Genomic DNA, 19,640 nt, shown 5'->3' on the forward strand with positions numbered 1-19,640 from the left:
GTTAATAAGGGGCCGCTCCTAACAAACCGGCCCGGTCAGGGGTGCTCCATTACCAGCACCGCCAGGGTGCCCGGGGCCAGCGCCTCGTACCGGTGCGGGGCGTCGCCGGGGAAGGTGGCGTAGTCGCCGGGGCCGAGCTCGACCAGTTCGGGGTCGGGGCCGAGGCGCAGCCGCCCGGCGGCGACCACGACGTGCTCGACGCTGCGCGGGGTGTGCGCCTCGGCGGCCCGGACGGTGCCGGGCTCCAGCTCCATCAGATAGACGTCGCGGCGGGCGTGCAGCGAGCCGGCGCTCAGCAGGGTGGCGGCGAAGTTGCCCAGCTCGGAGCTGATCCGCCGGCCCTCGCCGGCCCGGATCACCCGGACGGCCTCGGCGGGCGGCTCGACCAGCCGGCTGAACGGCACACCCAGCGCGACGCCCAGCGCCCAGAGCGTCTCGATGCTGGGGTTGCCGGCGCCGGACTCCAGCTGGGAGAGGGTGGACTTGGCGATGCCGGCCCGCCGGGCCAACTCGGTCAGCGAGATGCCGGCCCGGGTGCGTTCGTGACGCAGGGCGGTCGCGATGGTGGCCAGCGGGGGAGCCGGATCGACGGCCAATGTTCGCTCCAGAGGTCTGTTTGTTCGATTTGACGAACGGCGGACGCGTGTTCATCATAACGAACATGCGTACGGTTGAGCGAACGCGCGATGGCGCGATGCTCCGCGACGTCCTCGCCATCGGCGCGGCCATGGTCGCGGTGGGCGCCTCCTTCGGCGCGGTGGCCGTTGCCGCCGGGCTCCCGGCCTGGGCGACCCTCGCCATGTCGGCGATCGTCTACGCCGGTGGCGCGCAGTTCATGGCGGTGGGTCTGGTCGCCGCGGGCAGCCCGCTCGCCGCGGTCCTCGCCGGGCTGCTGCTCAACGCCCGGCACCTGCCGTTCGGCCTCACCCTCGGCGGCAGCCTCGGCCCGCAGCGCTGGCGGCGGCTGCTCGGCAGCCACCTGATGACCGACGAGGCGACCGCCTTCGCGCTGGCCCGGCCGGCCGGCGACCCGCGCCGACGCGCGTTCTGGCTGGCCGGAGTACTGCTCTTTTTCGCCTGGAACGCGGGCACCCTGCTCGGCGTGCTCGCCGGCGGCGCGGTCGGCGACCCGACCGTCCTCGGCCTCGACGCCGCGTTCCCGGCCGGGCTGATCGCCCTGCTGCTGCCGGCGCTGCGCGACCGGGAGACCCGCCGGGTGGCGCTGACCGGCGCGGGGCTGGCGGTGGCGACCACCCCGGTGCTGCCGGCCGGGCTGCCGGTGCTGCTCGCGCTCGGCGCGCTGGCCCTGCCGTTGGTGCTGGGCCGCCGCCGGCCCCCGCCCGGCCCCGACGGTCCCGCCCCGGACGCGGGAACCCGTCGTGACGAGCCGAGGCCCGCGCTCCGGGCGGGGGAGGCGTCGTGCTGATCGCGGTCATCCTCGCCCTGGCCGTCGGCACGTACGGCTTCCGGGCCGCCGGGGTCCTGCTGCACGACCAGCTCGACCTGCCCGAGTGGTCCCGGCGCCTGCTGCCGATCGGGGCCGCCGCGCTGCTGGCCGCGCTGGCCGCGACCGCCGCGTTGACCGAGGCCGCCGGCTTCGCCGGCTGGGCCCGGCCGGCCGGCGTGCTGGTCGGGCTGGCGCTCGCCTGGCGGCACGCGCCGTTCGTCCTGGTGGTGGTCGCGGCGGCGGGCGTCACCGCGCTGCTGCGCCTGCTCGGGGTGCCGTGACCACAGTGGCGCCGTGGCAGCCGTGGCGCCGTGACCGCAGTGGCGCCCTGGCGGCGTGACTGCACGGACCGCCGTGACGAAGGCCCCTCCCCGCCGGGCGGGAAGGGGCCTCGACCGGAGCGGTCGGATCAGATCTTGTCGCCGATCTTCACCTGTGGCGCCGGGGCGCGCATCCGGCGGAAGGTGATCGACCGCATGATCGCGTACAGGTAGAGCGAGCCCAGCCGCTCGGTCGACTTCGGGAAACGCTCGCGGACCAGCTTCTTGATCCGGCGGGAGATCAGGATGGAGTCGATCACCACGCCGAGGGCCAGCGCGCCCCAGAGGACGTTCGACACCAGCCGGACGATCGGCGGCATGGCCTGGTTCGACCCGATCAGCACGATCAGCGCGCCACCGAAGAACCAGGTGCCCACCGTACGGCGGGAGTCGACCACGTCCCGGGCGAGCCGGCGCTCCGGTCCCCGGTCCCGCGGCCCGCCCTCCCGGCGGAACTCCGCGGCGGCCTCGGCGCGCACCCTGCGCCGCTGCTCCCGGGCCTCCTCCTTGGTCAACGGCCGGGACGGCGCGGTCGGCCGGCGGCCGGCGGTGGGACGCTTCGGCGTCTCCCGGCCCTTGGCGGGGGTGTAGGCCCGGCGGGCGGGCGTGGACTCCTCGTCGGGGGTCACCTCGGTGGTGGGTTCCTCGACGAGCTCGGCAGACTTGCGGCGAAACAGCGACGGCACGTCGTGAAGGGTAGCCAAACGGCCGCGCCCGGTGCACATCGCGGGTGCACCGGGCCGACGGCTCCAGGTCGCGGCGCGGCGCTGGAGCCGTTGTCGCGGGGGAGCGGTGGACCGTTACGGACGCTCGACGTGCGCGCCGAGGTCGGCGAGCTTCTTCTCGAAGTCCTCGTAGCCCCGGTTGATCAGGTCGACGCCGTACACCCGGGAAGTGCCCTCGGCGGCGAGCGCGGCGATCAGGTGGCTGAAGCCGGCCCGCAGGTCGGGGATGACCAGGTCGGCCGCGTGCAGCTTGCTCGGGCCGGCGATCACCGCGGAGTGCTTGAAGTCGCGGCGGCCGAAGCGGCACGGGGTGCCGCCGAGGCAGTCCCGGTAGACCTGGATGTTGGCGCCCATCGAGTTCAACGCCTCGGTGTAGCCCAGCCGCTGCTCGTACACGGTCTCGTGGACGATGGACAGGCCGCGGGCCTGGGTCAGCGCCACCACCAGCGGCTGCTGCCAGTCGGTCATGAAACCGGGGTGCACGTCGGTCTCCAGCGCGACCGCGTTCAGCTCCCCGCCCGGGTGCCAGAACCGGATGCCGCCCTCCTGGCCGGGGCGGCCGTCACGCGGCGGCCGCAGGTCGGTCACCTCGTACTCGCCGCCGACCGAGCGGAAGATGTTCAGGAAGGTCATCATGTCGGCCTGCTGGGCGTTCAGCACCTCGACGTGGCCGCGGGTGGCCAGCGCGGCGGCCGCCCAGCTCGCCGCCTCGATCCGGTCCGGGATCGGCCGGTGGGTGTAGCCGTGCAGCCGCGGCACGCCCTGGATCTCGATGACCCGGTCGGTGTGCACGTTGATGATCGCGCCCATCTTCTGCAGGATGCAGATCAGGTCGATGATCTCCGGCTCGACGGCGGCGTTGCGCAGCTCGGTGACGCCCTTGGCCATCACGGCGGTGAGCAGCACCTGCTCGGTCGCGCCCACGCTCGGGTACGGCAGGGCGAACTTGGTGCCGTGCAGCCCGTTCGGCGCCGACAGGTGCAGCCCCTCCGGGGTCTTGTCGACGGTCGCGCCGAACTCGCGCAGCGCCTGCAGGTGGAAGTCGATCGGGCGCGGGCCGATGTGGCAGCCGCCCAGGTCGGGGATGAAGGCGTGGCCGAGCCGGTGCAGCAGCGGGCCGCAGAACAGGATCGGGATCCGGCTGGAACCCGCGTGCACGTTGATCTGGTCGGTGCTGGCGCTCTCGACGTTCGACGGGTCGAAGACCAGCTCGCCGTCCTCGTCGCCGTCGCTGACCTTGACCCCGTGCAGGCCGAGCAGGCCCCGGACCACCTCGACGTCGCGGATGCGCGGCACGTCGAACAGTCGGCTGGGGGTGTCCCCCAGCAGGGCGGCGACCATCGCCTTGGAGACCAGGTTCTTCGCGCCGCGTACCCGGATCCGCCCTTGCAGGGGGGTACCTCCGTGTACGACAAGTACGTCGTCGGTCAACGCAACCTCCAGCGCGCGTCGGGTGGTGCCGTGTGGGGAGTGGGGGCCTGCGATCTCATCACTACCCGGATTGCCGTCAGGTGAAAGCGGCCCCGCGTGTTCGTCGCCCCGGCAGCATAGTCCTCGGTGCCGAGAAGGGAACCGGTCACATCACCCGGACGGCCTTAATTGGGGTGTGCGGTACGTTTCCGTGACAGCTCGTCACCGAGGGTGATCAGCCAGCGGTGGGCGGCGGGGTGTGGGCACCCGGCAGGGCGAGCATCCGGTCCAATGCCGCGCGGGCGTGGTCAGCGGTGTCCGGATCGACGGTGATCTGGTTCACCACCCGCCCGGCGACCAGCTCCTCCAGGGCCCAGACCAGGTGCGGCAGGTCGATCCGGTTCATCGTGGAGCAGTAGCAGACCGCCTTGTCGAGGAACGTGATCTGCTTGTCCGGATGGGCCAGCGCCAGCCGGCGGACCAGGTTGAGCTCGGTGCCGACCGCCCAGGCCGAGCCGGCCGGGGCCGCCTCGATGGTCTTGATGATGTATTCGGTGGAACCGACGAAGTCGGCGGCGGTGACCACCTCGTGCCGGCACTCCGGGTGCACCAGCACGTTCACCCCCGGCACCCGCTCCCGGACGTCGTTGACGCTGTCCAGGGTGAACCGGCCGTGCACCGAGCAGTGCCCGCGCCAGAGGATCATCTTCGCGTTCCGCAGCTGCTCCGGGGTGAGCCCGCCGCCTGGCTTGTGCGGGTCGTAGAGCACGCAGTCGTCCAGCGAGAGGCCCATCTCCAGCACCGCGGTGTTGCGACCCAGGTGCTGGTCGGGCAGGAAGAGCACCTGCTGCCCCTGCTCGAACGCCCACTCCAGGGCCCGCTTCGCGTTGGAGGAGGTGCAGACCACGCCGCCGTGCCGGCCGACAAAACCCTTGATGTCGGCCGAGGAGTTCATGTACGTCACCGGGACGGTCCGGCCGGCCACGCCCAGGTCGGTCAGCACCTCCCAGGCCGTCTCGACCTGGGACAGCACGGCCATGTCGGCCATCGAGCAGCCGGCCGCCAGGTCGGGCAGGACCACCCGCTGGGCGTCCGAGGTGAGGATGTCCGCGCTCTCGGCCATGAAGTGCACGCCGCAGAAGACGATGTACTCCGCGTCGGGCCGGGCCGCCGCCTCCCGGGCCAGCTTGAACGAGTCGCCGGTCACGTCGGCGAACTGGATCACCTCGTCGCGCTGGTAGTGGTGACCGAGCACGAAGACCTTCGTGCCGAGCGCGGCCTTGGCCGCCGCGGCGCGGGCGACCAGGTCCGGGTCGCTCGGCGCGGGCAGGTCACCCGGACACTCCACGCCACGTTCGGTGGCGGGGTCGCTGCCGCGGCCGAGGAGCAGCAGCGCAGTGGCGGTGTTGGAGGGCTCAACCCAGGTCGACGTCACGCCCCCCATCGTCCCACAGCCGAGCCGCCGTGCAGCCGCCGCCGATGTGTGCTGCCACACTGCTGGGCATGCGCGTGCTGCTGTGTCCCGACAAGTTCGCCGGCACCCTGGGAGCCCCGGAGGTGGCCGCCGCGGTGGCCGAGGGCTGGCGCGCGGTCGCCGGCGCCGACGAGCTGGTCAGCCGGCCGCTGGCCGACGGCGGCCCCGGGTTCGTGGCGGTGCTCGCCGACGCGCTCGGCGGGCGCCGGCTGCCGGTGCCGACGGTCGACCCGCTGGGCCGACCGGTCGCCGGTGAGATCCTGGTCACCGACGACGGCACCGCCTACCTGGAGAGCGCCCAGGCCTGCGGCCTGCACCTGCTGACCCCGGCCGAACGCGACCCCCGGCTCACCACCTCGTACGGGCTGGGCCCGCTGGTCACCGCCGCGGTCGAGGCGGGGGCCCGGACCGTGGTGGTCGGGCTGGGCGGCTCGGCCACCAACGACGGCGGCGCCGGCCTGCTCACCGCGCTGGGCGCCACCCCGCTCGACGAGACCGGCCGGGCCCTGCCGTACGGCGGGGCGGCGCTGGCCGGCGTGGCCGGCCTGGACGGCGCGCCCCGGCTGCGCGACGCCCGGCTGGTCGCCGCCACCGACGTGGACGCCCCGCTGGTCGGCCTGCACGGCGCCAGCAACGTCTACGGCCCGCAGAAGGGGGCGAGCCGGGAGGACGTGCTGCTGCTGGACGCCGCGCTGGAGCGCTGGGCGGCGGTGCTGGAGCGGGAGCTGCCCGGCTGCCCGCCGGGGCTGGGCGGGCTGCCCGGCGGCGGGGCGGCCGGTGGCCTCGGCGCGGCGATCCTGGCCCTGGGCGGCCGGTGCGACTCCGGCATCGAGCTGGTCACCCGGGCCGTCGGGCTGGACGCCGCGCTGGACGCCTGCGACCTGGTGATCACCGGCGAGGGCTCCTTCGACCACCAGTCGCTGCGCGGCAAGGTGGTCGCCGGGGTGGCCGGGGCGGCCCGCGACCGCGGGGTGCCCTGCGTGGTGGTGGCCGGCCGGGTGAGCACCGGCCGGCGGGAGGCCGCCGCGGCCGGGGTCACCGACGCGTACAGCCTGGTGGAGCACTTCGGCGGCGAGCAGCACGGCGGCGTCGAGGCGGCGATGACCCGCCCCGCCGAGGGCCTGCGCGCGCTCGGCGCCCGCCTGGCCGGTCAATGGAGCCGGTGACCCGCGACGCCAACCGGGTGGAGGGCGGCCGGGCGGCGTACGATCGGATCTGGACCACACCGGGAATCACTGGCCGACCCGCGATGTTGGCCAGTGCGTCCGGACCTATACCGCGCAGGGAGATTTCCACGTGACCACGCCAGCGCAGACCGAGTCGACCGAGGCCCAGGCCCCTACTTCCGTCGTCCTCACCGACGTCGCGGCGCAGAAGGTCAAGGCCCTGATCGAGCAGGAGGGCCGCGACGACCTGCGGCTTCGGGTCGCGGTGCAGCCGGGCGGCTGCTCCGGCCTGCGGTACCAGCTCTTCTTCGACGAGCGCTCGCTCGACGGTGACGTCGTCACCGACTTCGGCGGCGTCGAGGTCGTCGTCGATCGGATGAGCGCGCCCTACCTCACCGGCGCGACGATCGACTTCGCCGACCGGATCGACGCCCAGGGCTTCACCATCGACAACCCGAACGCCGGTAACTCCTGCGCCTGCGGCGACTCGTTCAGCTGAGTCGCGCCGGGCGCGGCCGGCCCCGGCGGGCCGGCGCCGCGAGGCGACCCGAGAACGGCGAACCGCCCCGACCTGGGGTGGTTCGCCGTTTTTGTCGTACCCTTCGGGGTGTCCGGGCGGTGACGTTCCGATGTGCGCCCGGCGACCGGTTCCGCACCGACCCGTGACCGGTGTCCCCGCCGGACCGGTAGGCTGACCGCGCCCTAGCTCCCGACCACGAGGGTTGACATGAAGATCGCCGTGACCGGCTCGATCGCGACCGACCACCTGATGAGCTTCCCCGGTCGCTTCGCCGACCAGCTCCTCGCCGACCAGTTGGACAAGGTGTCGCTGTCCTTCCTCGTCGACGAGCTGGTGCTGCGGCGGGGCGGCACCGCCGCCAACATCGCCTTCGGCATGGCCCAGCTGGGCCTGCGGCCGGTGCTGCTCGGCGCGGTCGGCGCCGACTTCGCCGACTACCGGTCCTGGCTGGAGCGGCACGGCGTCGACTGCGACTCGGTGCACGTCAGCGAGGTGGCGCACACGGCCCGCTTCGTCTGCACCACGGACACCGACATGTGCCAGATCGCCTCGTTCTACGCCGGCGCGATGAGCGAGGCCCGCAACATCGAGCTGGCCCCGGTCGCCCAGCGGCTCGGCGGCCTGGACCTGGTGCTGGTCAGCGCGAACGACCCGGCGGCGATGATCCGGCACTCGGCGGAGTGCCGGGAGCGGGGCTATTCCTTCGTGGCCGACCCGTCGCAGCAGCTCGCCCGGATGGACGGCGCCGACGTGCTCGGCCTGGTCGACGGCGCCGACTACCTGATGACCAACGAGTACGAGAAGTCGCTGCTGCAGAGCAAGGCGGGGCTGACCGACGCCCAACTGCTGGACAAGGTCCGGATCCGGGTGACCACGCTCGGCAAGCAGGGGGTGGAGATCGCCGGCCGGGAGGTGGGCACCATCCGCGTGCCGATCGCCCGGGAGATCCAGGCCACCGACCCGACCGGCGTCGGCGACGGCTTCCGGGCCGGCTTCTTCGCCGCGCTCAACTGGGGCGTCAGCCTGGAGCGCGCGGCCCAGGTCGGCTGCCTGCTCGCCACCCTGGTGCTGGAGAACTTCGGCGGCCAGGAGTACGAGGTGCGCCGCGACCTGTTCGTCAAGCGGCTCGCCGAGTCGTACGGTGACGTCGCCGCCGAGGACGTGCGGCCGCACCTGCTGCCGTGAGCGACCTCGCGCCCGACGTGAGCGCCGCGCCCATCCACGGCGGCCCGCTGCTGGTGGCCTTCGCCGGCCTGCCGGGGGTGGGCAAGAGCACGCTGGCCACCCGGGTCGGCGCAGCGCTGTCCGCCCCGGTGCTGCCGGTGGACCCGGTGGAGCGGGCGATGGCCCGGTACGGGCTGGTCGGGGATGTGCCCGGGATGGCGGCGTACGGCGCCGTGGCCGGGCTGGCCGAGGTGCAGCTCGGGTTGGGCCTGAGCGTGGTGGTCGACGCGGTCAACCCGGTGGCCAGCGCCCGGGGGCTCTGGCACGACCTGGCCGAGCGCGCGGGGGTGCCGCTGCGGGTGATCGAGGTGCACTGCGGCGACGAGGCGGAGCACCGCCGCCGGGTCGAGGCCCGGCCGCCGGACGAGCACCATCCGACCTGGGACCAGACGCTGATCCGCCGGGCCGAGTACGAGCCGTACGTCGGGCCCCGCCTGGTGGTGGACACCGCGGTCGACACCGACCCCCTGCCGGGCATCCTGGCCTACCTCCGCTGAGCCGGGGTGTTGACCGGGGCGTTCTTCACTACCGGAAGCGTTAACCGGGGCCGTTCCTCACCCCGCCCGGCGCACGTCGTAGGCCGGGCCGTCCGGGTGGGCGCCGAGGAACTCCTGCCCCCGCATCCGGCACCAGGCCGGAATGTCCACCGCGGCGGCCGGGTCGTCGGCCAGCACCCGGACCACCGCGCCGACCGGCAGGTCGGGCAGCCGGCGGGCGAGGTTGATCACGGGCAGCGGGCAGCGCTGCCCCCGGCAGTCCAGCACCTCGTCCGGCCGCGGGTCGGGTCCGCTCACAGCCCGGTCACCCCCGCCTCGGCGCGCAGCCCCGCCACGACCCCGGGCAGCTCGGCGAGGAACCGGTCCACCTCCGCCTCGGTGGTGTCGCGGTGCAGCGACACCCGGACGTTGCCGTGCGAGAGCACCCCCATCGCCTCCAGCACGTGCGACGGGCGCAGCGTCGAGGAGGTGCAGGAGGAGCCGGAGGAGACGGCGAAGCCGCGCCGGTCCAGCGCGTGCAGCAGCGCCTCGCCGTCGACGTACAGGCAGGAGAACGTCACCAGGTGGGGCAGCCGGTCCACCGGGTCGCCCACCACCTCCACGTCCGGCACCTCGGCCGCCACCCGGGCCCGGATCCGGTCCACCAGCGGCGCCAGCCGGACCGCCTCGGCCGCCGCGTCGGCCGCCGCCGCGCGCAGGCTCGCCGCCGCCGCCACCACCGCGGGCAGGTTCAACACCCCCGGCGTACGCCCCGACTCCCGCTCGTCGGCCGGCCACGGCGACTCCCAGCGGGTGCCCTTGCGCACCACCAGCAGACCCACCCCGGGCGGACCGCCCCACTTGTGCGCGCTGGCCGTCAACACCGACCAGCCGGCCGGCAGCGGCGCCCGCCCCACCAGCTGCGCGGCGTCCACGTACAGCGGCACCCCCGCCTCGGCGCACGCCTCGGCGGCCGCCGGCACCGGCTGCACGGTGCCCACCTCGTGGCTGGCGCCGATCAGCGTGGCCAGGGCCACGCCGGGGCCGCCGACCGCCGCCGACCAGGCGGCCAGGTCGAGCCGGCCCAGCCGGTCCACCGGTACGGGCACCGCCGTGCCGCCGGCCGCCACGTGCCGCTCGGCGGCGTGCAGCACCGCGGAGTGCTCGATCGCCGAGTGCACCAGCGTGTCGCCGGCCCGCCGCCGCCCGGCCAGCCCACCGAGGACGGCGGAGTGCGCGGCGGCGGTGCCGCTCGGGGTGAAGGAGAGCTCGTCGGGGCGTACGCCGAGGACCTGCGCGGTGGCCTCCCGGGCGGCGTCGAGCAGTTGGCGGGCCCGGCGGGCCGGCGCGTACAGCTTGCCCGGGTCGGCCCAGCCGTCGTCGAGGGCGGCCAGCAGCGCCTGCCGGGCCACCGGGTGCAGCGGCACGGCGGTGGCCGCGTCCAGATAGACGGGGGAAGCGCTCACAGGTGCCACGGTATCGCCCGGGTACGGCCAAGATCCCCCCGATGGGGGCGGACAGTGACCCCAAGACGGTCCAGCCGGTCATGGTCGAGTAATCTGCGACCGTCGGTGACGCCTTTGCCGTGGTGTCGACGGAAATCCACCACCACGGCGCGCTAGGGAGGCAGGACCAGGTGGTCGCAAGGAGTTCGGAGGTACGGCCGTCGGCCGTACGGCACAGCGCGCGCCGGGGGCGGGGTGCCGGTCGGCTCGCCGGGCTCGGCCTGGGTGGCGCGGCGCTGCTGGTCCTGCTGACCGGCTGTGACGTCGGCAAGGCGTTCGGCGGTTTCGGCTGGCCGCAGGGTGGCATCACGCCCGAGTCGCACCGGATGTACGACCTGTGGATCGCGTCCTGCATCGCGGCGCTCGCGGTCGGCGTGTTCGTCTGGGGCCTGATCTTCTGGTGTGTGGTGCGCTACCGCAAGCGGGGCAACGAGCTGCCGGTGCAGACCCGGTACAACCTGCCGATGGAGTTCCTCTACACGATCGCTCCGATCCTGATCGTGTCGGTGCTCTTCTACTACACCGCGATCGTCCAGACGGACGTCGTCCGGACCACGAAGAACCCGGACGTCACGGTCGAGGTCGTCGGCTTCAAGTGGAACTGGCAGTTCAACTACCGCGACGGCCAGGGCCGGGAGGCCAACACGGAGGCCTCGGTGCTCGGCACCAGCGAGGTGATCCCGGTGCTGGTCCTGCCGACCGGCCGGTCGATCCGGTTCGAGGAGCAGAGCCGCGACGTCATCCACTCGTTCTGGGTGCCGGAGCTGCTGTTCAAGCGGGACGTCTTCCCGGGCAGCGTCCGCAACGTCTTCGAGGTCTCCAGCCTCGACCAGGAAGGCGCGTACGTCGGGCGCTGCGCCGAGCTGTGCGGCAGCTACCACGCCTTCATGAACTTCGAGCTGCGGGTCGTCTCGCCGGAGAAGTTCGACCAGTTCCTGGCCGCGAAGAAGTCCGGCAAGTCGACGCAGGAGGCGCTGGAGTCGATCGGCGAGGAGCCGTACGCCCAGACCACCAAGCCGTTCGACACGCGGCGTAACACGGCGAACTTCAACCCGGACGCCGCCACCGCCGGCGCGGGCAAGTGAGGAGGCGGGCATGAAGACCGAGTGGCGTATCTTCCTGACGATCGCGGGCTTCCTTCTCTTCGCGGCCATCCTCTACGGCGCCTGGACCGCCGGGGACTCCGGCGGCCGCATCGAGTGGGTCGGCACCACGGCGCTGCTGCTGTCGTTCCTGCTCTGCTCGATGTGTGGCGGCTTCTTCTGGTTCGTCTCCCGCCGCATCGACCTGCGGCCGGAGGACCGGCCCGACGGCGAGATCGCCGACGGCGCGGGTGAGATCGGCTTCTTCAGCCCGGGCAGCTACTGGCCGTTCGGCCTGGCGCTGGCCGCCGCGATCGCCGGTCTCGGCCTGGTGTTCTGGCAGATGTGGCTGCTGGGCCTCGGCTTTGTGGCGGTCGTCTTCGGCGCCTGCGGCCTGCTCTTCGAGTACTACACCGGCACCCGGCGTACCGCCGAGCACTGAGCTGACGCGTTCCGCGATGGCCCGCCCCCTCGGGAGGCGGGCCTTCGCCGTACCGGGCCGGGCGCCTGGCCCGCTGGTCGCCGTGTGCGGCATGTCGGGGTATTTCGTCCCGCGGTGCCCCCGGTTTACGGTTAACCGGGCAATCTCCTGGTGCGGTGCCTGCGATCTGCGTGCGGCGCGTCGGCCTGTCCGGGCGCGGTCGCTCGGGAGCCGCCTCAGGCGGCCCGGCGGTACGCAGCGGCCCGACGCGCCGGTCGCCGGTCGGCCAGCCGGGGCGCCGGGAAGGTGAACGTGGCGATCAGCACCGCGGTGCCGCAGCCGGTGCAGATCAGCTCGGGGCAGTCGGCCCCGTGGCCGTCGACGCAAGGCGGCGTCTCGAACGACCGCACGCCCTCGCAGGTTTCGCAGTGCAGTTCGCGGTCCGACACGGGCGTCTCCTCTCACTAGCGGGCTCCCGCCGGCCGGTGCGCCAGGCACCCGCCGCGTCCGCGTCCGGTGCCTATTGCTCGGCCGCTGGCCCGCGCGGAGCGGGTGGCCGTCACCCAGCCGGTGGCCGTCACCCAGCCGGTGGCCCGCGCACAGCCGGTGGCCGGTGTAGAGCCGGTGGGAACTACTCGCCTGTAGTTTGGCACGGGGGTCCGACAGCCTCGGCGACGACGCCGGCCGGCGCGGCATCGGCCCAGTTCGGCAAGGGTGGGGCGGCCCGGCTGGTCCGCCCGGGCGGGCTCAGGCCGCCCGGGCCACCTCGATCCACCGGTCCAGGACGGCGGCCGCGGCCCCCGAGTCGATCGACTCGGCGGCCCGGTCCAGCCCGGCCCGCAGCGCGGCGGTCAGGTCGCCGTCCAGCGGGCCCTGGGTGGCCAGCGCCACCGCCGAGTTCACCAGCACCGCGTCCCGGACCGGTCCGGCCTCCCCGGCCAGCAGCCGGCGGGCCACCGCGGCGTTGTACGCGGCGTCCCCGCCCCGTAGATCGCCGAGGGTGGCCCGGGGTATCCCAAGCTCCGTCGCGTCCAGCAGCGCCTCTCTCACGGTGCCCTGCTGGGCCAGCCAGACCCGGGTGGGTGCCGCGGTGCTGAACTCGTCGAGGCCGTCCTCGCCGCGCATCACCACCACCGAGTCGCCGCGGGCCGCGAACACCTGCGCCATCACCGGGGCCATCCGCAGGTCGAAGCAGCCCACCGCGCCGGCCCGGGGTCGGGCGGGGTTGGTCAGCGGGCCGAGGAAGTTGAACGCGGTGGGCACGCCGATCTCCCGCCGGACCGGCCCGGCGTGCCGCATGCCGGGGTGGAAGCGGGCCGCGAAGCAGAACCCGATGCCTGCCTCGGTCACGCACCGGGCGACCTGCTCGGGGTCCAGGTCCAGCGGCACGCCGAGGAACTCCAGCAGATCCGCCGTGCCGCAGAGCGAGGAGGCGGCCCGGTTGCCGTGCTTGACCACCCGGACCCCGGTGCCCGCCACCACCAGCGCGGTCATCGTGGAGATGTTCACCGTGTGGGCGAGGTCACCCCCGGTGCCGACCACGTCCAGCGCGCCGCGGCGCAGCTCCTCCGGCAGGCGTACCTGGACCGCCCGGCCCAGCATCGCCTCGACCAGGCCGGCCAGCTCGGCCGGGGTCTCGCCCTTGGCCCGCAGCGCCACCGCGAAGGCGGCGATCTGCGCCCCGCCGGCCGCCCCGGTCATGATCTCGTCCATCGCCCACGCGGTGTCCGCGGTGGAGAGCTCCTCGCCGCGCAGCAGCGCGTTGAGCAGGTGCGGCCAGGTCCGTTCGCCCATGGTGGGCCTCCCGAGCGGGCGTGGATGCGGTCGTGGGTCAGCGGCCGGCGCGCGCCGGCCGGCTCGGCCGGGGGTGAGCGCGTACCGGCGACGCTGCCGGGTGGCGCGGCCGGGTGCGATCAGGCCGGCGTGTGGGCCCGCAGCAGCCCCGCGACGGTGGTGCCCGTGGTCACCGGGTCGAGCGGGTGCACGAGGGTGGCGTCGGCCTGGGCGTACGCGGCGAGCCAGCGGTCGGCGGCCCGGGCGATCACCACGCAGGTGGGCGGCGCGTCGTCCCGGTCGTCCTTGACCTGGCGGGCGATGCCGAGGCCGCCGCCGGGGCTGGCCTCGCCGTCGAGCAGCAGCAGGTCGATCTCGTAGTCGTCGACCAGCCGGATGCACTCGGCGTAGGTGGACGCCTCGGTGAACTCGATCTGGAGGCCCGGGGCGGGCCGGGTGCCGACGGCCAGTCGCATCCGGTCCCGGACCTCCGGGTCGTCGCTGTAGAGCAGGACGGTGCAAAGACGATCGCTCATCGCTGGCTGGCTCCCACCTCGTAGCTGCCCGCCGATCCTAGCGTCCGGTGTGACGAGGACGACGCCCCGCCCCGGGGTCACCCGGCGCGGGGTGGTCAGGCCGGGGTGCCCGGGGCGGTCGGCGCGGTGGCGGCCTCGGCCTCGGCCGTCTCGGCGGCCCGCTGCCGGGCCTCCTGCCGGTCCAGCTCGCGGTCGACCCGGCGGGCCTCCCGCTCGGCCTGGCGGATCCACTGCGCGACCAGCACCGCGAGCATCGTCACACTGACGAACTCGCCGCCGGCCCACAGGATGCCGCCGGCGACCTGCTGGTCGGCCCAGGGGTCCGCCCAGGTCAGCCTCAGCGACGGGTACCAGTCCCCGCCGAAGAGCGTGGTGCTCTGCATGATGGTCAGCCCGAGCACCGTGTGGAACGGCACCGACAGCAGCATCAGCAGGGCCCGGCCCGGGTACGGCCAGCGGCCCGGCAGCGGGTCCAGGCCGAGCAGCGGCCAGAAGAACACGCAGCCGGTGGCGATGAAGTGGGCGTGCACCAGCTCGTGCGCCCAGCCGTGCTCCAGCGTGAACCGGTAGAGGTCGGTGAAGTAGAGCGCGAACGGGTTCACCACGAAGATGGCGAAGGCCACCAGCGGGAAGGTGTAGATCCGGGCGATCCGGCTGTGCACGACGGCCAGCAGCCGCTTGCGCGGGCGTACCGGCAGGGTGCGCAGGGCCAGCGTGACCGGCGCGCCCAGGGCCAGGAAGATCGGCGCGATCATGGAGAGCACCATGTGCTGCACCATGTGCACCGAGAGCAGCGTGGTGTCGTAGGCGCCGAGCCCGCTGAGGGTGACCGCGGCGATGCCGCCGAGCCCCGGGCCGAGGAAGAACACCGTCCGCAGGACCGGCCAGTGGTCGCCGCGTAGCCGCAGCCGGTGCACCCCGTAGAGGTAGAGTCCGGCGGCGAGCACCAGCCCCAGGGTCAGCCAGTTGTCCACCTCGACCTCGGTGAAGACCCGGGCGACGGTGAACGGCGGCGGCGCCTCGGCGGCAAGCAGCGTGGTCCCGGCCGAGGTGGCGGCGAAGATCGAATCGACGTGCAGCACGCTTTTCAGGCTAGGCCAGGCGAACTGGACCCCCACGATCGGGCCACGGATGGCGCTGGTTTGCCACCCCGCTGATCGCCCGCGCCGGTCAAGGGCAATAATGACCGCGTGACTGCGGCCCCAGCCATTGACAAGAGCCGGATCCACTCCCTGACCCGACCCAACATGGTCAGCGTCGGGACGATCGTGTGGCTCTCCAGCGAACTCATGTTCTTCGCGGCGCTGTTCGCGATGTACTTCTCGATCCGCGCGGCGGCGCCGGAGCAGTGGGAGAAGCACACCGAGATACTCAACATCCCCTACGCGACCACCTTCACGGTGATCCTGGTGTTGTCCTCGGTGACCTGCCAGCTCGGTGTCTTCGCGGCCGAGAAGGGTGACGTCCACGCCCTGCGGCGCTGGTTCACGATCACTTTCGTGATGGGCCTGATCTTCGTACTCGGCCAGGCGAACGAGTACCGGACCCTGGTGCACGAGGGCGTGAAGATCAACGGAGACGGTTACGGGTCGATGTTCTACCTGACCACCGGCTTCCACGGCCTGCACGTGACCGGCGGTCTCATCGCCTTCGTCATCTTCATGATCCGCACGACCATGGGCCGGTTCACCCCGGCGCAGGCCACGTCGGCGATCGTCGTGTCGTACTACTGGCACTTCGTCGACGTGGTGTGGATCGGGCTCTACGCCATGATCTACTGGCTTCAGTGATCTTGGCGCGTCACGTACCGCGCCGCTGCTTCGTCCCCTGAGACAAGGTCCAACCGGTTAAGGACACAGGTCATGACTTCTGACAACGACCGCCGACGCGGTCTGCTCGCGCGGTTGCGCGGGCGGCCCGCAGCGCGCAGCAGGGGCCGCCGCCGGCTGGGCGCCGCGGTCCGGCTGATCGCCGCGCTGACGCTGGCCGGCGGCGCCTACACCGTCTTCGCCCCCGGTGTGCAGGCGCAGGAAAACCCGCCGCTGACCGGCGCCGCCGCCGACGGCAAGGCGCTGTTCGACGTGAGCTGCGTGAGCTGCCACGGTCGCAACGCGCAGGGCGTCGTGGGTCGTGGTCCGAGCCTGATCGGTGTCGGCTCCGCCTCGGTCGAGTTCCAGGTGAGCAGCGGCCGCATGCCGATGGCCCGCCAGGAGGCCCAGGCCATGCGCAAGCCGCCGTCCTTCACCGACGAGCAGGTGCGCCAGCTCGGCCAGTACATCCAGGAGCTCGGCGGCGGCCCGCAGGTGCCCGAGGGCAACAACCTGCGCCGCAACGCCGACATGGCCGCCGGTGGCGAGCTCTTCCGGATCAACTGCTCGCAGTGCCACGCCTTCGCCGGTGGTGGCGGCGCGCTCTCCTCCGGCAAGTACGCCCCGAGCCTCGCCCCCGCCAGCGACCGGCAGATCTACGCCGCCATGCTGAGCGGCCCGCAGAACATGCCGGTCTTCGGCGACAACCAGATCACTCCGGAGCAGAAGGCGGACATCATCGCCTACATCCAGGAGACCCTGAAGCACAACCAGGATCCGGGTGGTTTCAACCTCGGTCGGTACGGACCCTCCTCCGAGGGGCTGGCGATCTTCCTGATCGGCATCGTCGCGCTGGTCTTCGCGAGCCTGTGGATTGCGGGCAAGTCGTGACCGAGCACATCATTGGCATCAGTGCTGTGGCGTCGACCCCCGGCGCCACCCGTAGCGAGGTGACGGCATGAGCACCCACACCGAGCACGCCCCGCAGGGCCGGGAGCCGCTCGACGTGAACGACCCCCGGCTCTCCCGGTTCGACATCGTGCAGGAGGGCGCGCGGCGGGACGACATCGAGATCGTCCACTACGAGGAGCAGCTCGTCCCGGGCAGCAGGGCCGAGCGTCGGCTGGTCCGCCTGGTCGCCGCGATGTTCCTGCTGACCGGCCTGGCCGCGACCGCCTTCCTGGTGGTCTACATCTGGTGGCCGTGGCAGTGGGAGGCCGGCCGGGGCGGCGACAAGCTCTACACCCCGCTGCTCGGCCTGACCCTGGGCCTGGCCCTGCTGGGCATCGGCTTCGGCATCCTCACCTGGGGCAAGAAGCTGCTGCCCAAGGAGGTCTCGATCCAGGACCGGCACGACCAGCCGGGTTCCCCGGAGGACCGGAAGATCACCGGTGAGACGATGCTCTACCTGGCCGACGAGATGGGCGTGCGGCGTCGGCCGCTGCTCGGCTTCTCGGCGCTGCTCGGCCTGGCGCCGGTCGGGCTCGTGGCGGCCGCGCCGCTGGTCGGTGGGCTGATCTCCAACCCGCACAAGAACAACCAGATGTTCACCACCGGATTCAAGCCGGCGGAGGACGGGCAGAAGATCCGGCTGGTCCGCGAGGACGGCCGGCCGATCCGCCCGTCGGACGTGAGTGCCGGTGGCCAGATCACCGTCTTCCCGGGCATCGAGCACGGCGTCAGCAACAAGCACGCCGACTCCCCGACGCTGCTGATCCACCTGCGGGAGGACGACGCGGAGAAGTCCCGCGCCGCCAACGAGCGGGTGGGCCACGGCGACTACATGTGGGGCAACTACGCGGCGTACTCCAAGATCTGCACGCACGCCGGCTGCCCGGCCAGCCTGTACGAGCAGCAGACCAACCGGCTGCTCTGCCCCTGCCACCAGTCCCAGTTCCTCATCACCGACAACGCCAAGCCGATCTTCGGCCCGGCGAGCCGGCGGCTGCCGCAGCTGCCGATCGAGGTGGACGGGGAGGGCTTCTTCGTGGCGAGGTCCGACTACACCGAAACCATCGGTCCCGACTTCTGGGAGCGGCCATGAAGCGCCGAAAGTTTGACGTAGCAGCGGTGCCGGGCAAGGCTGCCGGTGCGATGGACGACCGCTTCCAGGCGGCCACCCCGCTGCGTAAGCTGCTGAACAAGGTCTTCCCTGACCACTGGTCCTTCCTGCTCGGCGAGATCGCGCTCTTCTCGTTCATCGTGCTGCTGCTGACCGGCGTCTTCCTGACCTTCTTCTTCGAGCCGGCGATGACCGAGGTGGTCTACAACGGCAGCTACGCCCCGCTGCGGGGCACCCCGATGTCGGCCGCGTACGCCTCCAGCCTGAACATCTCGTTCGACGTCCGCGGTGGCCTGATCATGCGGCAGATGCACCACTGGTCGGCGCTGCTGTTCATGGCGGCGATCGTGGTGCACATGCTGCGGATCTTCTTCACCGGCGCGTTCCGCAAGCCGCGGGAGACGAACTGGATCATCGGCTCGCTGCTGTTCTGGGTCGGCTTCCTGGCCGGCTTCACCGGCTACTCGCTGCCGGACGACGGCCTCTCCGGCACCGGCCTGCGGATCGCCTCGGCGATCATGCTGTCGATCCCGGTGATCGGCTCCTGGCTCACCTCGTCGATCTTCGGCGGCGAGTTCCCGGGCACGATCATCATCAGCCGGTTCTTCATCGCCCACGTGCTGCTCATCCCCGGTCTGCTGGTCGCCCTGATCAGCGTCCACCTGGGCCTGGTCTTCAAGCAGAAGCACACCCAGTGGCCCGGCCCCGGCCGGACCAACGAGAACGTGGTCGGCGAGCGGATGTTCCCGCGCTACGCGCTGAAGCAGGGCGGCTTCTTCATGGTCGTCTTCGGCGTGATCGCGCTGATGGGTGGCCTGTTCCAGATCAACCCGATCTGGTATTTCGGCCCGTACGAGGCGTGGGTGGTCTCGGCCGCCAGCCAGCCCGACTGGTACGTCATGTTCCTCGACGGCTCGACCCGACTCATGCCGGCCTGGGAGATCAGCATTCCGATCGGTGACGGATACGTGATTCCGCCGCTGTTCTGGCCCACCGTGGTGCTTCCGGGCGTCCTGGTGATGATCTCCCTGTTCTATCCGTTCCTGGAGGCCCGGCACCTCAAGGACTACCGGCACCACAACCTGCTCCAGCGGCCCCGGGACGTGCCGGCCCGGACGGGCGCCGGCGCGATGGCCGTGGCGTTCTACCTGGTGCTGACCCTTTCGGGCGCCAACGACGTCATCGCCGACAAGTTCCACATCAGCCTGAACGCGATGACCTGGGCGGGCCGTGTCGGCCTGTTGCTCCTGCCGCCGCTGGCCTACTACCTGACCTACCGGATCTGCCTGGGCCTGCAGCAGCACGACCGTGAGGTGCTGGCGCACGGCGTGGAGACCGGCATCATCCGGCGGCTGCCGGACGGTCGGTTCGTCGAGGTCCACCAGCCGCTGACCGCGGCCGACCACGACGGGCACGGCGAACTGGAGTACGTCGGCTGGGTGGTGCCGAAGAAGATGAACCGGCTCGGCGCCCTCGGGCCCGCCATCCGGGGCTTCTTCTACCCGATCGAGAAGCCGGCCGAGGCGCCGGTCTCGCCGGGGCACCCGCCGGTCGAGCCCCGCCCCGAGCGGGAGGAGATCGGCAGCGGCGAGGGCCGCCGCTGACCGCCGCACCAGTAGCACCCGTGGCGCCCGCCGGATCTCCGGCGGGCGCCACGCCCCTTTTCGCCCGCACCAACCGCTGTCGCGGGG

At 72.7% G+C, this 19,640-nt stretch carries 22 protein-coding genes; 12 read left to right on the forward strand and 10 right to left on the reverse strand.

What is annotated here, in order from left to right:
• Positions 1–35: 35 nt before the first annotated feature.
• Positions 36–596 (reverse strand): XRE family transcriptional regulator, encoded by a 561-nt coding sequence (locus tag AB0H57_RS12665; protein ID WP_357505653.1) that lies wholly within the window; start codon positions 594–596, stop codon positions 36–38.
• Positions 597–661: 65 nt separating this feature from the next.
• Between AB0H57_RS12665 and AB0H57_RS12670 the strand changes: the two genes are divergently transcribed.
• Both AB0H57_RS12670 and AB0H57_RS12675 read left to right on the forward strand, forming a co-directional pair.
• Positions 662–1,426 carry an AzlC family ABC transporter permease gene (locus AB0H57_RS12670; RefSeq protein WP_357505655.1) on the forward strand — a complete coding sequence of 255 codons (765 nt, stop codon included), beginning with the start codon at positions 662–664 and terminating at the stop codon, positions 1,424–1,426.
• Complete coding sequence (locus tag AB0H57_RS12675) at positions 1,420–1,728, forward strand: AzlD domain-containing protein (protein ID WP_357505657.1); 309 nt, start codon at positions 1,420–1,422, stop codon at positions 1,726–1,728. The genes AB0H57_RS12670 and AB0H57_RS12675 overlap by 7 nt, the downstream gene beginning before the upstream one ends.
• A gap of 128 nt (positions 1,729–1,856) precedes the next feature.
• Here AB0H57_RS12675 and AB0H57_RS12680 read toward each other — a convergent pair whose 3' ends face one another.
• From AB0H57_RS12680 to nadA, 3 genes are all read right to left on the reverse strand, one after another.
• Positions 1,857–2,453: a DUF3043 domain-containing protein gene (locus AB0H57_RS12680; RefSeq protein WP_357505659.1), complete on the reverse strand. Its 597-nt coding sequence runs from the start codon at positions 2,451–2,453 to the stop codon at positions 1,857–1,859.
• Positions 2,454–2,567: 114 nt separating this feature from the next.
• Positions 2,568–3,923, reverse strand: coding sequence for a UDP-N-acetylglucosamine 1-carboxyvinyltransferase (gene murA, locus AB0H57_RS12685; protein ID WP_357505661.1), 1,356 nt, complete (start codon positions 3,921–3,923; stop codon positions 2,568–2,570).
• 214 nt (positions 3,924–4,137) lie between these two features.
• Positions 4,138–5,337, reverse strand: coding sequence for a quinolinate synthase NadA (nadA, locus tag AB0H57_RS12690; RefSeq protein WP_357505663.1), 1,200 nt, complete (start codon positions 5,335–5,337; stop codon positions 4,138–4,140).
• A 44-nt stretch (positions 5,338–5,381) separates the two neighbouring features.
• Between nadA and AB0H57_RS12695 the strand changes: the two genes are divergently transcribed.
• The 4 genes from AB0H57_RS12695 to AB0H57_RS12710 all read left to right on the forward strand — a co-directional run bounded on the left by AB0H57_RS12695 (position 5,382) and on the right by AB0H57_RS12710 (position 8,783).
• Positions 5,382–6,542 (forward strand): glycerate kinase, encoded by a 1,161-nt coding sequence (locus AB0H57_RS12695; protein ID WP_357505665.1) that lies wholly within the window; start codon positions 5,382–5,384, stop codon positions 6,540–6,542.
• Between the two features lie 130 nt (positions 6,543–6,672).
• Positions 6,673–7,041, forward strand: a complete 369-nt coding sequence (gene erpA / locus AB0H57_RS12700) for an iron-sulfur cluster insertion protein ErpA (RefSeq protein ID WP_357505667.1) — start codon at positions 6,673–6,675, stop codon at positions 7,039–7,041.
• A 228-nt stretch (positions 7,042–7,269) separates the two neighbouring features.
• Positions 7,270–8,247 carry a carbohydrate kinase family protein gene (locus AB0H57_RS12705; protein WP_357505669.1) on the forward strand — a complete coding sequence of 326 codons (978 nt, stop codon included), beginning with the start codon at positions 7,270–7,272 and terminating at the stop codon, positions 8,245–8,247.
• Positions 8,244–8,783: an ATP-binding protein gene (locus tag AB0H57_RS12710; protein ID WP_357505671.1), complete on the forward strand. Its 540-nt coding sequence runs from the start codon at positions 8,244–8,246 to the stop codon at positions 8,781–8,783. Before AB0H57_RS12705 ends, AB0H57_RS12710 begins: the two co-directional genes overlap by 4 nt.
• A 57-nt stretch (positions 8,784–8,840) precedes the next feature.
• Here the strand turns inward: AB0H57_RS12710 and AB0H57_RS12715 are convergent, their stop codons facing one another.
• Entirely contained in the window at positions 8,841–9,080 is a 240-nt protein-coding gene (locus tag AB0H57_RS12715) for a sulfurtransferase TusA family protein (RefSeq protein WP_357505673.1), read from the reverse strand.
• Positions 9,077–10,228 (reverse strand): aminotransferase class V-fold PLP-dependent enzyme, encoded by a 1,152-nt coding sequence (locus tag AB0H57_RS12720; RefSeq protein WP_357505675.1) that lies wholly within the window; start codon positions 10,226–10,228, stop codon positions 9,077–9,079. Before AB0H57_RS12720 ends, AB0H57_RS12715 begins: the two co-directional genes overlap by 4 nt.
• 170 nt (positions 10,229–10,398) lie before the next feature.
• On the opposite strand from AB0H57_RS12720, the gene coxB reads away from it, so the two are divergent.
• Together coxB and AB0H57_RS12730 are read left to right on the forward strand one after the other, a co-directional pair.
• A complete protein-coding gene (gene coxB / locus AB0H57_RS12725) occupies positions 10,399–11,352 on the forward strand; it encodes a cytochrome c oxidase subunit II (protein WP_357505677.1) in 954 nt (317 codons plus the stop codon).
• Between the two features lie 10 nt (positions 11,353–11,362).
• On the forward strand, positions 11,363–11,791 hold the full coding sequence (locus tag AB0H57_RS12730) for a cytochrome c oxidase subunit 4 (RefSeq protein WP_357505679.1): 429 nt from the start codon (positions 11,363–11,365) through the stop codon (positions 11,789–11,791).
• Between the two features lie 215 nt (positions 11,792–12,006).
• On the opposite strand, the gene AB0H57_RS12735 is transcribed toward AB0H57_RS12730, so the two are convergent.
• The 4 genes from AB0H57_RS12735 to AB0H57_RS12750 form a co-directional block, all read right to left on the reverse strand.
• Positions 12,007–12,219, reverse strand: coding sequence for a hypothetical protein (locus AB0H57_RS12735; protein WP_357505681.1), 213 nt, complete (start codon positions 12,217–12,219; stop codon positions 12,007–12,009).
• 298 nt (positions 12,220–12,517) lie between these two features.
• Complete coding sequence (gene trpD, locus AB0H57_RS12740; protein ID WP_357505683.1) at positions 12,518–13,564, reverse strand: anthranilate phosphoribosyltransferase; 1,047 nt, start codon at positions 13,562–13,564, stop codon at positions 12,518–12,520.
• 119 nt (positions 13,565–13,683) lie between these two features.
• On the reverse strand, positions 13,684–14,079 hold the full coding sequence (locus AB0H57_RS12745) for a hypothetical protein (RefSeq protein WP_357505685.1): 396 nt from the start codon (positions 14,077–14,079) through the stop codon (positions 13,684–13,686).
• Between the two features lie 95 nt (positions 14,080–14,174).
• Positions 14,175–15,143: a cytochrome c oxidase assembly protein gene (locus tag AB0H57_RS12750; RefSeq protein ID WP_357505797.1), complete on the reverse strand. Its 969-nt coding sequence runs from the start codon at positions 15,141–15,143 to the stop codon at positions 14,175–14,177.
• Between the two features lie 126 nt (positions 15,144–15,269).
• Between AB0H57_RS12750 and AB0H57_RS12755 the strand changes: the two genes are divergently transcribed.
• From AB0H57_RS12755 to AB0H57_RS12770, 4 genes are all read left to right on the forward strand, one after another.
• Positions 15,270–15,869, forward strand: coding sequence for a heme-copper oxidase subunit III (locus tag AB0H57_RS12755; RefSeq protein WP_357505687.1), 600 nt, complete (start codon positions 15,270–15,272; stop codon positions 15,867–15,869).
• A gap of 72 nt (positions 15,870–15,941) precedes the next feature.
• Entirely contained in the window at positions 15,942–16,778 is an 837-nt protein-coding gene (locus AB0H57_RS12760) for a c-type cytochrome (protein ID WP_357505689.1), read from the forward strand.
• A 67-nt stretch (positions 16,779–16,845) separates the two neighbouring features.
• Complete coding sequence (locus AB0H57_RS12765; protein ID WP_357505691.1) at positions 16,846–17,931, forward strand: Rieske 2Fe-2S domain-containing protein; 1,086 nt, start codon at positions 16,846–16,848, stop codon at positions 17,929–17,931.
• A complete protein-coding gene (locus AB0H57_RS12770) occupies positions 17,928–19,553 on the forward strand; it encodes a cytochrome bc complex cytochrome b subunit (RefSeq protein WP_357505693.1) in 1,626 nt (541 codons plus the stop codon). Before AB0H57_RS12765 ends, AB0H57_RS12770 begins: the two co-directional genes overlap by 4 nt.
• Positions 19,554–19,640: the final 87 nt, after the last annotated feature.

Source organism: Micromonospora sp. NPDC050686 (assembly GCF_040654475.1).
Classification (GTDB): domain Bacteria; phylum Actinomycetota; class Actinomycetes; order Mycobacteriales; family Micromonosporaceae; genus Micromonospora.